Consider the following 14,295-nt stretch of genomic DNA (forward strand, 5'->3'; position numbering starts at 1 on the left):
TCTACGTAGAATGAATCTACGTAACCAGGAGGTGCCATGCCCACCCCTTTCGTAGGCCGCCAAGCCGAGCTGGCCCTCCTTCACAAGCGTCTCGACCGGGTCGCCGCCGACGGCACCGGAGTCGCGTTCGCCATGAGGGGACGGCGGCAGGTCGGGAAATCACGGCTCGTGCAGGAGTTCTGCGACCGCGCCGGGCGGCCGTACGTCTTCTTCACCGCGACCAAGGGCGCGTCCCCCGTGGAAGGCATCGCCGACTTCATTGCGGAACTGCGTGAGTCCTCCCTTCCGGCCGACCCGGAACTCGTGCCCGACACCGCCCCCACAAGCTGGCCCGACGCCTTCCGCACCCTCGCTGCCGTGCTGCCCGCCTCGCCCAGCATCGTCGTCATCGACGAACTGCCCTGGCTCTCGGAGCAGGACACCGTGTTCGACGGCGCGCTGCAGACCGCCTGGGACCGGTCGCTGTCCGGTCGGCCCGTGCTTCTGCTGCTGCTCGGCAGTGATCTGCACATGATGGAGCGGTTCACCGCGTACGACCGGCCCTTCTACGGCCGGGCCGACTCCTTCGTGCTCGGTCCGCTCAATCCGGCCGAGGTGGGAAGCGCGCTCGGGCTGGACGCGGCCGACGCCGTCGACGCGCACCTGGTGTCCGGCGGACTGCCGGGCATCCTGCGGGCCTGGCCGCACGGCACCCCGGCGCTCGACTTCGTCAGGACGGAGTGCGCCGATCCGGCCTCGCCCCTCTTCGGTGTGCCGGAAGCGGCGCTCATGGCCGAGTTCCCGGCGCCGGACCAGGCGCGCCGTGTCCTTGAGGCGGTGGGCAGCGGCGACCGGACGCACGCCAACATCGCCGCGACGGCCGGCAGCCAGAGCGGCGCCCTGCCCTCCGGAGTACTGTCCCCCCTGCTGCGGCGCCTCACCGACGAGAAGCGTGCCCTCGCATCGGACGCACCGCTCTCCACCCAGCCCGGCAAGCCGGCGCTCTACCGCGTGGCCGACAGCAATCTGGCTCTCTACCTCGCCGCGACGCGTTCCGCCCACGAGCTGTCCCGGCGCGGCCGGCCCGAGATCGCGTACCGGGTGGTCGAGCGACGGTGGGCGGCTTGGCGGGGACGGGCCGTCGAACCCCTGGTCCGTCAGGCGCTGGAGCTGGCAGCGGCTACGGGGGACTTCCCCTGGCCGGACACGGAAGTCGTCGGCGGCTGGTGGAACCGGCAGTTCTCACCGGAGATCGACCTGATCGGCGCCGACCGCTCGCCCGTTGCGGGAACGGTCTTCTTCGCAGGCTCCGTGAAGTGGCTCGCCTCCCCCTTCGACCAGCACGACCTGACCGCCCTGATGCAGGGTGCCGCCCAGGTCCCCGGCTTCACACCGGGCACCACCGGTCTCGCCGTCGTATCGCTCTCCGGTGCGACCGGGGCGGTGACCGAGGATGCGGTCGGGCTCGTGTGGGGGGCGGGGGACGTGGTCTCGGCCTGGCGTGGCTGACCTCTCGGACCTGGTCGGGACAGTCGGGGGACAGGCGAGGCCGGGAAGCCGAACGCTTCCCAGCCCCGCTGCCCTCAGCCGCCGCCCTCAGCCGCTGCCCTCAGCCGCCGCCCTACTTCAGCGCTCCCGCCCCCGCAGTCGTCACCAGCCCCGTCACCAGGTTCTTCGCCGACGTCTCCAGCCCCGCCGTAAGCGCCGGCTTCCAGTTCACCGTCGTCTTCAGCTTCTTCGAGCTCGCGGCGTTGTACGCGGCCACGACATCCGTCGCCGTCCCGTTGACCAGGTTGCCGCTGCCCGCGACCGAACCCGTGCCGTCGCCGCTGAGGAGCTTCGCGACCTTCGCGCCGGACGGCAGCTTGAAGTAGTTGTGCTCGGCGACGACCTGGGCCTTGGCGCGGGAGTCGATGCTGTACTTGGCGGTGTAGCCGTTCAGCGCGGTCGTGTCGTAGAGGTTGTTGTAGATGTGGATCTGGCCGATGCGGGCCAGCGGGGCGCGCTGGGTGATGCCCTTCCAGACGTTGTGGTGGATGGAGACGCGCAGCTTGCCGACGCTGTCGGTGTCGCTGCTGCCGATCAGCATCGTCTTGTCGTGGTTGGTGAACTGGTTGCGCTCCACGGTCACCAGGTCGGAGCCGTTGGTGATGTCGAGGGCGCCGTCGTGGACCTGGTACTTGCGGCCGAAGTACGTCTTCTCCGCGCTGTCGAAGAACGGGGCGTCGGTGAAGGTGTTGTGGTCGGCCCACACGTGGGTCGCCCCGCGCAGGGTGACGGAGTCGTAGTTGGAGTTCCACTCGCCCGCCGAGCCGTCCGTCGGGTCCCACTGCGGGAAGCAGTCCTCGGTGGCGGAGAAGGTGAGGTTGCGGACGATCACGTTGTCCACGTTCTGCACCTGGAGGCTGCCGCCCTTGATCCCGGCCGCCGTGCCCGGGACGCCCACGATGCTGGTGTTGGCGGGCACCCTGAAGACGATGTTCTTCTTCTGCTTGGTCTGGGCCGCCGCGCGGGCCTTCTCCTGCGTGCCCGACGGCGCCTTCTTGCCGTAGGAGGCGGGGTCGTACGCCTTCAGGTACGACGCCAGCGAGTAGCCCGTGCCCGACGCGTAGTCCGCGCAGGTCAGCTTCTTGCCGGCGTCGTTGGTGTTGGCGTCGATCGTGCCCTTGATCTTGATGATGCGGGGGGTGGTGTCGGTGACCGAGCCGAGCGCCTTCACCAGCTGGGCGCGGGTGCTGACCGTGAAGGTGTGCGCGGAGTCGGCCTTCGCGCCACCGGTCGTGCCGGTCCCGGAGGACGCCCAGCCGTTCTTGGCGGCCAGCGTCTGGTGGTACAGGTCGACGGGATTGGCGTTCGCGTTCATCACGAAGACACCGGCGCCGGCCCCGGCCGCCAGAACGGCGACGGAGACGACGAGCGTGCGCCGCGAGCGGAGGGACCGGCGGTGGGAGGTGGCTGCCACGGAGGAGTCCTTATGTGGTCGTGTGCCGCACGTGTTGTGTGCCGCACGTGTGGTCCGTGAAGCTCCGGTGAACGGGGCTTCCGACTCCTCAGTGGTCACCGATGTCACAAGGGTTGCCGGGGAAAAGGAAATTGATGAAACGTCAGGCGACGGCAGCCGCTGACCTGCCGCCGGCACCTCCCCGTATCCCTTACATCCGCCCGCCCCCGAACCCGCCGCCCTCCGGCGCCTCCCCCGCCGTCACCGTCGCGATCTCCTCCGCCGAGCCCAGCTCGCCGGACTTCGCCAGGCCTCCCGTGTTCGCCTCCGACGCCGATCCGCCGGCGTATATCCGGTACTCCTCCCCGCTCTTGACCGCGGAGGACGAGAAGACGACGTTCTGGATCGCCTTGGAGGTGACGTACGTCGCCACGACCTTCCCGTCGGCGTCCACGACCTGCAGCGTCGTCCCCGCGTCGACCGCCGAGTCGAGCGTCGCCGACACCCAGCCCTGCCCGGACTCGCTGTCGGGTGCGACGGCCATGCCCGCGCTGCCCGCGGCGAGCAGCACACCGCCGCTGACGGTGAAGCTGCCGTTGACGTCGAGCGCGCCGTTGCCGCCCTGTTCGGGGCCGTTGACGACGAGGGTGCCGCCGGTGATCTCGGCGGTGCCGTTGGAGTCGAAGCCGTCGCCTTCGGCGTTGATGACGAGGGTGCCGCCGGAGACCTTGAGCGTGTAGTCCCCCGCGGCCTCGCCGCCACCACGACCACCGCCGCCGCCCTGCTCGGTCGTCGTCCCGCCCGACGCGTTCACCCCGTCGTCCGAGGAGGTGATGTCCGTCGAGCCACCGCCGATCGCGATGTCCTTGCCCTCCAGCCCCTCGTTCGACCGCGTGACCTTCACCGTGCCGCCGTCGACGACCAGGTCGCCCTCCGCGTGTACGCCGTCGTCACCGGCGGCGATCGTGACCGCGGCCCCGCTCAGGTGCACGGCGGCGTCGCTGTGCACGCCGTCGGCGGAGGCGTCGACGCCGATCGTGCCGTCCTCCAGGACGGTGATGACCCCCGACTTCAGGCCGTGGGCCGAGGTGTCGTCGGTGGCCTCGCTGTGCACGTCCAGGGTGCCGCCGGTGACGACGAGGTCGGTAGCCGCGTCGACGCCGTCACCCGCGGACGTGACCTTGACCGTGCCGCCGTCGACCGCGATGTAACCGGCGTCCGCGTCCTCGGTGTTGTCGGCCTTGAGACCGTCGCCCCCGGCCTCCGCCACGGTGACCGTGCCGCCGTGCACGACGACGTAGTCCTTGCCGCGGATGCCGTCGTCGGCGGCCTCGACGGTGACCGTGCCGGAGGCGATGACCAGGCCGTCCTTGCTCGCTATGCCGTCGTTGCCGTTGCCGCGGACGGTGAGCGAGCCGCCGCCCCCGATCGTCAGGTTCCCGGCGCTGAAGAGAGCCGCGTTGGCATCGTCGCCCTCGGCGTACGAGTCGGCGTCGGAGAGGGCGTTCTCGCTCCCGTCTGCCAGCACGACCACCAGTTCCTCCGCCTCCGTCGCCGCGATCGCCGCCCCGGCGGAGCTGGCGATGTCGGCGCCGTCGAGGATCAACGTGACCGTCTGGTCAGGGGCGTTGACGAGGATCTGCCCGTCGGTGAGCTTCCCGCTGATCCGGTACGTCCCACCGGAGCTGATCGTGACCGTGCTCCCGTCGGCCTTCGCGCCCGAGCCGTCCGCGCCGTCCGCGCCGTCCGCACCCTCCACGGCGGCCGAGTCGCCGTCGAGCGTGATCTCCACGGCATCGGAGGCGTCCACCTCACCGGCAGCGGCATGCGCCTCCTCGTTGGCGGCGAGGACGGCGGCGGCGCCCTGGGCTCCGGCCACGGCGGCGGACGTCGTACCCGAACTCTCCGTCGACGAGCCGGCGGTGGACTCGGAGTCCTCCGCGGCCGAACACCCGGCCAGTGCCGCCGCGCCGAGCACCGCGGAGGCGAACGCCCCCGCGGCCCTCGTACGAAATGATCTTCTGCTCATGCCGGACTCCCGTCGAGTGCGGTGGGAAAGTGGCGCCGCAGTACGGGCAGCCAACGGTGGGAAGGAAGGTCGGGCCTCAGGGCGGCCAGACCGGTGCCGTACTTCGACACGGGGCACGGGCGGTGCTTCAGCGACCACAGCAGCCGGTCGGCGTCGGACCCGGCACGCCCCGCCTTGGTCTCGACGATCGCCCGGTCCGGGGTGCGCAGGGTGGCGGTGCCGTCGGGGAGCGACCAGGTCAGGCCGGTGTCGACGGTCAGCCGGCTGCCGGTGGCCGGGAGGAAAAGGGTCGTACGCCGGTACGTCGTCGTCAGTGTCGGCACGAAGCGGAAGCGGGCGGAGTCGATCCCGGCCCCGGCGAGTACGGCGTCGGCGAACGCGCGGGCGTCGGGGCTGAGCCGCAGCGCGTCACCCGCGTACGGGATGCGGTCCTTGACCGTCGTACCGCGCGGACCCCGCGTCTTGACCTCCACGAAGTGCTCGTCGGAGTCGAGGTAGGTGCGGATGCGGAGCTTGAAGCGCCGGCGGCGGCGCCGGGCGGCGGCCAGGTAGCCGTCGAGCTCCGGGGTGTCGTAGTAGACGGACCGGTAGCGGAACTGCCGCTCGCCGCCCAGCTCCAGGACCCGTACGTCCTCGTCCAGGCCGCCGAACACGAAGGGGAGGTCGACGACCGGCAGCACGTACTTGCGGTCCACGCGGGTCAACAGCTCGGCGCGGGCGAGTAGTTCGTCGAGCGTGATGGGCCGGAGCCTGTCGACGGCCGTCCCGAGGGAGTCGAGCGCGGTCACGCCCGTATCTCCTGCTCGGTGGGCACGGCGACGTCCTCCGCCGTCCGCGCCGCGGGAACCACGTATCGGACCTCCACCAGGGTGGTGTCGTTGACGAGGTCGATGTTCTTGACCGACAGGTTCACCACCCGCCCGCCCAGCAGTACTCCGAGGTGTGCGCGCAGGGCGTCCTCGTCGGTGTGGGCGGAGTCGAGGCGCAGGCTGCGCTGCCGGTGGCGGGGGTAGAGGCGGGGGTGGTCGCCGACGTACAGGGCGGCGACGACCAGCACGGTCAGACTCGCGGTCAGGACGCTCACGCTCTGCGGCAGCCCGTTCAGCAGGCCGATGGCCAGTGCGGAGAAGTAGTACGCGATCTCGTGCTGGGCGATCTCGTACGACCGCAGCCGGATGATCGACAGGACCCCGAAGAGACCCATCCCCAGGCCGATCCCGACCGACGTGTTGCTCAGGGTCATCGCCACGGCGAGCACGCCGACGTTCACGCCGAGGAAGGCCGTGACCAGGTCCCGGCGGTGGTGGCGCGGGAAGTACACGCCGAAGGTGAGGACGGAGATGGCGACGAGGTCGCAGCCCACCAGTACCAGCTGGTGCACGGCCGTTGAGGTCATGTGACGACAGTCGAGGACCTGGCTGTGAGGCTCCTTTGAGATCCCTTAAGCGACTTTGAGAAGTCTTGACCGGATACGGAAGTTGAACTGACGGTGGACGGAGGTCGCTTGGTCCGGCCCGGGTCGGGTCGCGCGTCCTGCTCCGCCTCGGCCGACCCTCCTCACCTGCACGGACACCGTCCCGTCCGGCGCTCTGCCCCTGATAGCATCCGGCCACTTGTGCGAGGGCGGGGGCCCTCGTTGGGGAGGGAACTTCACGTGGGCAGACACGCCCTGAGACGGGGCGGTCTGACCGCCGCCGTCTCCACCACCGCCCTGGCCCTGATGGCCGGGGCCCTGTACACCTTCTCCGGTTCGATGGGCGGCGCCAACGCCGAGGCGGCCACCGCGGCGGCCGCGCCCACCACGGAGATCACGCTCGCCGATCCGAAGTCGGACACCCCGCGTGTCACCCGCCCGCTCGTCGCGGGCGGGACCGGGTTCCTGAGCCGGCAGTCAGGGATCGACGGGCTGCTGTGGACGGACTACACGGACGGCACCAGCGTGACCGTCAAGAACGCGAGCGGCGTCTACACGCCGGGTGCGGGCTGCACGGCCCTCGGCTCCGCGTGCCGTACGGCCTGGTACGGCTCGGACAGCGACCTGGTCGCCCTGCCGACGGCCCTGACCAGCAGGTCCGTCACCCTCTGGGACCCGGCGACGCACGAGCTGTCGACCGTGGCCTCCACCGACAGCTCCAACTACTACCGGGGTCTGGCCGGGGAGACCGTCGTCACCAGCTCCAGCCTGATCGACTTCGTGGACGGCGAGCGGCGCGAACGCGCCGTCACCGGTGATGCGACGAGCATCTCGGACGACGAGCTCGTGGCCGCGGACTCCTCCGGCGTGCTCTGGGCGAGCGCCGGCACGGTCGGCTACATCGACCTCGCGACGGCCGTGAACACCGAGGTGTTCACCGGTGTCCCGAGCAGCGCGCACTACGTCCAGAGCGGCGACCGGATCGGCTGGTCCAACGCCAACGGCACCGAACTGCATCTCAAGTCCCGCTCGGACCTGACCGCCGCGGAACAGGTCGTCACCCTTCCGAACGTCAACGAGCTGACCTACCTGGGCACGCTCGGCGGCAACCCCGCCCTGGTCGGCGATCAGTTGCTGCTGCCCATCACCAGGAGAAGCGGCGGCGAGGCCCTCAAGGCGGTCTCGATCGTCGACGGTTCCTCCAAGACCCTGCTCGCCTCGTCCGGCGCGTACACACTCCAGGCCTCCGACGACGACGCCCTCGTCACGGGCGGCACCGGCCCCGCCGACTGGTGGGTCCAGCGTGCGAGCCAGGCCGAGGACGGTTCGCTCCAGCTGACGAAGGAGCACCAGGTCCCGGCGGAGGAGAACGCCAAGACCGGCATCGCGCTCAGCCGGGGCAGCCTGCGCGTCGCGGAGGACGACCCCACCGCCGACGCCAACAACTACGACACCACGTCCCTGCGGACCCTGACGACCGACGGCGCCGCCAAGCTCACCGCGTCCGCCGCCACGGAGAGCGCCGAGATCCGCCCCGCCTGCCCGTACGCCGGCACCACCTGCGCGGCGCTGTGGGGCAACACGGGCTCCGCACCCGGGGACGTCTACCTGGACACCGCCGAGGGCGACGACCCCGGCAGCGGCCAGGACACCGCGGACAAGGTGGCCTCGATCGGCTACGTCGACCTGGAGTTCGGCACCACGGGCGGCACGATCGTCGACGTCTCCGACGACTACGCCGTCTACAACTCCGGCGGCTCCACCCCCGCGCAGTACGTCGGCGAGTTCGGCCAGGGACAGAAGCTGAAGCGCTCCGTGCGCGCCGCCGCCCTGAACGGCTCCACCCTCTGGAGCGCCTCCACCACCGGCAAGCTCACCTCCTACAGCCTCACCGAGAACAAGACCCTCACCACGGTGACGGTCCCCTCGCTCGGCTGTGTGCCGAGCGAACTCCAGGCCGCGGGCCGCTGGGTGTACTGGTCCTGCGGGACGGCCTCGGCCGGCGTCTACGACACCAAGGCCGGTACGTCGGTCGCCGTACAGCCCGGTGACGTGCTGCTCGGCGACGGCTTCACCGTCCGCCACGACCACGAGGGCGACCGGCTGGTCCTCACCGACGCGGCCACCGGCACCACCCGCGTGATCGCCTCCGGCCTGCCGGACAGCGGACTCGCGGTGGACCGCCGGTACCGCTGGACGGTGGACGAGTACACGGGCCTGGTCGCCTGGTTCGACTCGTTCGAGCAGACGCACGTCGCCACGACCGGCGTCACCCCGTCCGCGCCGACGGCCTTCGAGTCGGAGGCCGGGAGCTACGTGGAACCGGGCACGTCCACCGCCTGGTCCGGCCAGTGGCTCCTGTCCCGCCCGGTCAGCTCCTGGTCCCTCACCTTCACCTCGGTCCAGAGCGGCGCGACCGGCAAGGCCACGCGCACGATCACCGGCGCCGCGGCCCGGGCCTGGGTGTCGGCGAACTGGAGCGGCAAGACGGCGAGCGGGGGTTACTTCCCCAACGGCGAGTTCACCTGGACGCTCAAGGCCACCGGCCTGGGCACCTCCGCCGCGGTCACGGTGAAGTCCGGCGCGGGCTACCTGCTGCGGGGCGCGCCGGTACGCCGCGACTTCACCAGCCCCGACGGCCCGGACGGCCGGGGCGACCTGCTCACCCTGAGCTCCTCCGGCGGCCTGACCTTCCACAGCGGCACCGGAACGGGCAAGGTCAACTCCAAGTACACCGGCACCGGTTGGCCGACCTCGGTGAAGGCCATCCCCTTCGGCGACCTGAGCGGCGACCGCTGCAACGACGTCCTGGTGCGGTACAGCAGCGGAGCGCTCCGCCTGTACAAGCCGGGCTGCGGTGCCGCGGTCAAGCCGTCGACGTCGTACACGACACTGTCGACCGGCGGGTGGACCCAGTACGACGTCCTGACCTCCCCCGGTGACGTGAGCGGCGACGGCCGCCCGGACCTGATCGCCCGCAACAGCTCGACCGGGGCCGTCTACCTCTACAAGGGCACCAGCACCGCCAAGCTGTCCGCCCGCGTGAAGCTCTACGACAACTGGAAGACGTACAAGAAGATCGTGGGCGTCGGCGACCTCAACGGCGACGGCGTCGGCGACCTCATCGCCCAGGACAAGGCCAACACCCTCTACCGCTACTACGGCAAGGGCAACGGCACCTTCTCCGCCCGCACCAAGCTCTTCGCGAACTGGGGCGGCTCGTACAACGTCATCGTCGGCATCGGCGACATCACCGACGACGGCAAGGCCGACCTCGTCTCCCGCGACACCAGCGGCAACGTCTGGCGCAACAGCGGCGACGGCAAGGGGTCGTTCGGGGCACGGGTGAAGATCGCCACCGGGTGGAGCGGCTACAAGTCGCTTTCCTGAGCGGTTGGTTGTGCATGCAGGCGCCCGGGGTGCGTTCACCCCGGGCGCCTTCGCATGTCTCAGGAGACGACGGGCCGCTGTGCGCTCGCCTCCCGCGGGGTCCGCGCCAGGGCGTCGGGCGTCCCGCGGGTGTTCCTGACGTAGATCACTCCGAGCACCGCGAGCAGGGACGCGGCGGAGAGTGTGTACAGGCCTCCGTTCGTGCTGCCGGTCGTGTCCTTGAGGTAGCCGAAGAGGGTGGGGGAGACGAAACCGCCCAGGTTTCCGATGGAGTTGACCACGGCCAGTCCCGGAGCGGCGATCTTCAGGTCGAGTCCGGACTGGGCCATCGGCCAGTACAGGGTGGCCGCGCACTTCCCGCCGACCGCGGCGAGCGTGAGGGCGGCGAGCCCGAACCAGGGGGAGCCCAGGGTGGCGAGGAAGGTGCCCACGGCCGACAGGACCAGGGCGATCGCCAGGTAGGGGCGGCGGTCGGGGGCCTTGTCGGTGAAGTGGCTGACCGTGTACATCGCGATCACGGCGCAGATCCACGGTACGGCCGTGAGCAGCCCGACCTGGAAGGGCGACAGCCCGCCGATGTCGTCGACCAGGCTCGGCAGCCAGAAGGTGATCGCGTACCCGGTGAGGGCCATCGCGAAGAACACGCCGGTCAGCAGGGCGACCTGGGGGTGGAACAGGAGCTTGAGCCGCGACACCTTCGGGGCGCGGCTGCGGGCCTCCTTGTCGCGGTCGACCGCCGCGGTCAGCGCCGCCTTCTCCTCCCGCGTGAGCCAGCGGGCGTCCTCGATGCGGGAGACGAGGAAGAACCCGGCGATGAACCCGACGAGGATCGAGAAGGCGCCCTCCAGCGCGAACATCCAACGCCAGCCGGCGAATCCGCCCGCCCCGTGCAGTTCGAGCAGCGCCCCGGTGATGGGACCCGTCACGATGTACGCCGTCGCCGAACCGCCGAGGAAGATCGCGCTCGCGCGGCCCCGGCTGGAGTCGGGCAGCCACTGGGTGAAGTAGAGGAGCACGCCGGGGAAGAAACCGGCCTCCGCGACGCCGAGGAGGAAGCGGAGGGCGTAGAACATCGCGACGTTGTGGATGAAGCACATCGCCACGATCACGAGACCCCAGGTGATCATGATCCGGGTCAGCCAGACCCGGGCGCCGAACCGCTCCATGAGCATGTTGCTCGGCACCTCGAACAGCGCGTACCCGATGAAGAACAGGCCCGCGCCGAGACCGTACGCGGTGGCACTCACCCCCACATCGGCCCGCAACTCGTCCTGGACGAAGCCGACGTTCGTCCGGTCCATCTGGTTGACCAGCAGCATCAGAACCAGGATCGGCAGCATGCGGCGCAGGAACTTGCCGACCGCTCGGCGTTCGGCGTCGGGTGTCACGACTTCTGACACGACTTCTGACATCGTTGTCTCCCTCGTGTGCACATACGTGAACTGCAATCACGTACGCGGGCACTGGGGGACGTTACGGAGGCTGATCTTCCGGGTCAATGGGTTGAGCGGATGTTCATGTACACGAACGCGAACACGAGCAACTGCGGCAGCCCATCGACCCGGTGGGACCGGGGAGGCGGGAAGGCGGGGATCAGGTGCCGTCGTTCGTCTCGTCCGGCGCGACGCCCATCGTGATGGTGCCGAGGACGCCCTCGGCGATGTTCTTCTTGTCGTACTTCAGCTTGAGGAGACCGCCCGTGGTGCCGCTCTGGTCGTAGATGGTGTCCTCGGAGAGCGTGGTGCGCTCGGTGGTGCTGGTGGAGTACGGCTCGACCTCGGCGGAGGCGAGCACGGACTCCTCGTCGAAGAAGAACTGACCGGTGTGACAGGCGTGCCCGCCCTCGTAGCCGGCGTCGGTCCACTCGCCGTCCACATGCACCTTGGTGTGGATGTGGACACAGCGGCCCCGGTACCAGCCCGGGAAGACCGTCTTGAAGGTGACCCGGCCCTGCTTGTCGGTCCTCCAGGTGCCGCGCAGGTAGCGCTCGTCGTCGGTGGGCTCCTCGTGGCCCCCGCCGCCGGTGCCGCCGGACGGTGCGCCCGACGGCGGCTCGCCGGTCGGGGTACCGGTGGGCGTGCCCGACGGCGCGTCGGTCGGGGCGGTGCCGCCACCGCCGGTCGACAGGCTCTCGTAGCCGGAGTAGATGCCGAGCGCGTCGCAGTGCCAGATGTCGACGGCCGCGTTCGCGATCGGTTTGCAGGTCGCGGAGTCGATCACCTTGAGGGTGAGGGTGAGCGGGATGCCCTCCTTGTCCTCGGTGATGTCCTGGCGGATCTTGTCGGCGTCGATGTAGTAGGGGCCCTCGGTGGTCTCCGAGGTGAGCTGGTAGCAGGCCTCCGCGCCGGTGGCGGTGCTGGTCGCGGAGGCGGTGGCCGCCTTCCCGCTCTTCTCACCCGCGAAGGCGCCCGCGGCGACGGCGCCGCCGACACCCACCGCGACCGCCGCTCCCGCACCCGCGACAACGACCTTGCGTCGGGTGAGGTCCTTCTTGTGTTTCGGCCCTTCGGCCGTCTGGTTTCCCGTCATGTGCAGGGAAGTTAGGGACGGCGTCTGTCAGCAGCATGGGTAAGAGCTGGGTAAGAGCCCTGCATATGAGAGTGGCCCGGAACCGACGTCGGTTCCGGGCCACTCTCACGCTGTCGCCTACTTCGGCTGCGGCTTGCGCACCGACAGGTGCAGCTCCCTCAGCCGCGCCTCCTCCAGCTCCGTCGGCGCGCCCATCATCAGGTCCTGGGCGTTGCCGTTGAGCGGGAAGGCGATGGTCTCGCGGATGTTGGGCTCGTCGGCCAGCAGCATGACGATGCGGTCGACGCCGGGGGCGATGCCGCCGTGCGGCGGGGCGCCGAAGCGGAACGCGCGCAGCATGCCGGCGAACTTCTCCTCGACGGTCTCCCGGTCGTAGCCCGCGATCTCGAACGCCTTGAGCATGATCTCCGGCTCGTGGTTCCGGATCGCGCCGGAGGACAGCTCGACGCCGTTGCAGACGATGTCGTACTGCCAGCCCAGGATGTCCAGCGGGTCCTGGGTCTCCAGGGCCTCCAGACCGCCCTGCGGCATGGAGAACGGGTTGTGCGAGAAGTCGATCGCGCCGGTCTCCTCGTCCTTCTCGTACATCGGGAAGTCGACGATCCAGCAGAACCGGAAGACGTTCTCCTCGAAGTGCCCGGCACGCTTGGCGGCCTCGACCCGCACCGCGCCCATGATCTTCGAGACCTCGTCGAACTCGCCCGCGCCGAAGAACACGGCGTGACCGGCGGCCAGGGACAGCCGCTTGGTCAGCTCGGCGACGTTCTCCTCGGTGAGGAACTTCGCGATCGGGCCGGTCAGCGAGCCGTCCTCGGCCACGCGCACCCAGGCGAGACCCTTCGCGCCCTGCGAGACGGCGTAGTCCCCGAGCTGGTCGAAGAACTTCCGCGGCTGGGCGGAGACGTCCGGCACCGCCAGCGCCCGCACGTGCTTGCCGGCGAAGGCCTTGAACTCCGAGCCCTCGAAGATGTCGGTGATGTCGACGAGCTCCAGCTGGGCGCGCAGGTCCGGCTTGTCGGAGCCGTACTTCAGCATCGCCTCGCGGAACGGGATGCGCGGGAAGGGAGAGGTGACGTGACGGCCGTTGCCGAACTCCTCGAACAGCTCCGTCATGAGCTTCTCGATCGGCTGGAAGACGTCCTCCTGCTCGACGAAGCTCATCTCGACGTCGAGCTGGTAGAACTCGCCCGGCGAGCGGTCCGCGCGGGCGTCCTCGTCGCGGAAGCAGGGCGCGATCTGGAAGTAGCGGTCGAAGCCGGAGATCATCAGCAGCTGCTTGAACTGCTGCGGGGCCTGGGGGAGGGCGTAGAACTTGCCCGGGTTCAGGCGGGAGGGGACGACGAAGTCGCGGGCACCCTCGGGGGAGGTGGCGGACAGGATCGGCGTCGCCATCTCGTTGAAGCCCAGGGCCGTCATCTTGTGCCGGATCGCCGAGATGACCGACGTACGCAGCAGGATGTTGCGGTGCATGCGCTCGCGGCGCAGGTCCAGGAAGCGGTACTCCAGACGCCGCTCCTCGTTGACCCCGTCCTCGGTGTTGATCGTGAAGGGCAGGGGGGCCGCCGCGCCGAGCAGCTCGACCTCGCCGACCTCGACCTCGATCTCGCCGGACGGAAGGTCCGGGTTCACGTTCTCGGTTCCACGTGAAACGACCTTGCCGTCTACACGTACCGTCGACTCCTTGGACACCTTGTCCAGAGCCTCGTACGCCGGGGTGCCGGGGCGGGCGACCAGCTGCGTGATGCCGTAGTGGTCGCGCAGATCGATGAAGAGGATGCCGCCCAGGTCGCGCCGATTGTGCAGCCAGCCGCTCAGCCGGACGTCGGTGCCGACGTCAGAGGCGCGGAGCTCGCCGCAGGTGTGGGACCTGTACCGATGCATCGTCGTTCATCCAGCCTTCGCTGATCGGGGATCTCCGGGGCCCGGTGCCCGGACCTCCCAAGGGTACCGGCCACCCCGGGATCGCCTCCCCACCATTAAGAGCCGGTGATCGGAGCCGGTGATCAGTGGCAC

Annotated in this window: 9 protein-coding genes; 2 read left to right on the plus strand and 7 right to left on the minus strand. The window is 70.0% G+C overall.

Annotation, left to right across the window (positions count from 1 at the left end):
• Positions 1-36: 36 nt before the first annotated feature.
• The gene (locus OG252_RS25235) at positions 37-1,488 is read left to right on the plus strand and encodes an ATP-binding protein (RefSeq protein WP_329338887.1); all 1,452 of its coding nucleotides are present in this window, start codon (positions 37-39) and stop codon (positions 1,486-1,488) included.
• Between the two features lie 112 nt (positions 1,489-1,600).
• Here OG252_RS25235 and OG252_RS25240 read toward each other — a convergent pair whose 3' ends face one another.
• The 4 genes from OG252_RS25240 to OG252_RS25255 form a co-directional block, all read right to left on the minus strand.
• Positions 1,601-2,941, minus strand: a complete 1,341-nt coding sequence (locus OG252_RS25240) for a pectate lyase family protein (protein WP_329338889.1) — start codon at positions 2,939-2,941, stop codon at positions 1,601-1,603.
• 190 nt (positions 2,942-3,131) lie between these two features.
• Positions 3,132-4,949, minus strand: a complete 1,818-nt coding sequence (locus OG252_RS25245; protein ID WP_329338891.1) for a carbohydrate-binding domain-containing protein — start codon at positions 4,947-4,949, stop codon at positions 3,132-3,134.
• Complete coding sequence (locus OG252_RS25250; RefSeq protein WP_329338893.1) at positions 4,946-5,737, minus strand: VTC domain-containing protein; 792 nt, start codon at positions 5,735-5,737, stop codon at positions 4,946-4,948. Before OG252_RS25250 ends, OG252_RS25245 begins: the two co-directional genes overlap by 4 nt.
• Positions 5,734-6,345, minus strand: a complete 612-nt coding sequence (locus tag OG252_RS25255; protein WP_266436488.1) for a DUF4956 domain-containing protein — start codon at positions 6,343-6,345, stop codon at positions 5,734-5,736. The genes OG252_RS25250 and OG252_RS25255 overlap by 4 nt, the downstream gene beginning before the upstream one ends.
• 258 nt (positions 6,346-6,603) lie before the next feature.
• Here OG252_RS25255 and OG252_RS25260 point away from each other — a divergent pair, with 258 nt between their 5' ends.
• Positions 6,604-9,753 (plus strand): FG-GAP repeat domain-containing protein, encoded by a 3,150-nt coding sequence (locus tag OG252_RS25260; protein WP_329338895.1) that lies wholly within the window; start codon positions 6,604-6,606, stop codon positions 9,751-9,753.
• Positions 9,754-9,812: 59 nt separating this feature from the next.
• On the opposite strand, the gene OG252_RS25265 is transcribed toward OG252_RS25260, so the two are convergent.
• From OG252_RS25265 to aspS, 3 genes are all read right to left on the minus strand, one after another.
• On the minus strand, positions 9,813-11,165 hold the full coding sequence (locus OG252_RS25265) for an MFS transporter (protein ID WP_266436492.1): 1,353 nt from the start codon (positions 11,163-11,165) through the stop codon (positions 9,813-9,815).
• Positions 11,166-11,346: 181 nt separating this feature from the next.
• Entirely contained in the window at positions 11,347-12,282 is a 936-nt protein-coding gene (locus OG252_RS25270; protein WP_266436494.1) for an intradiol ring-cleavage dioxygenase, read from the minus strand.
• A 117-nt stretch (positions 12,283-12,399) separates the two neighbouring features.
• Complete coding sequence (aspS, locus tag OG252_RS25275) at positions 12,400-14,163, minus strand: aspartate--tRNA ligase (RefSeq protein WP_329338899.1); 1,764 nt, start codon at positions 14,161-14,163, stop codon at positions 12,400-12,402.
• Positions 14,164-14,295 lie beyond the last annotated feature (132 nt).

Origin of the sequence: Streptomyces sp. NBC_01352 (assembly GCF_036237295.1) — a bacterium.
GTDB classification, from domain to species: Bacteria; Actinomycetota; Actinomycetes; order Streptomycetales; family Streptomycetaceae; genus Streptomyces; species Streptomyces plumbiresistens.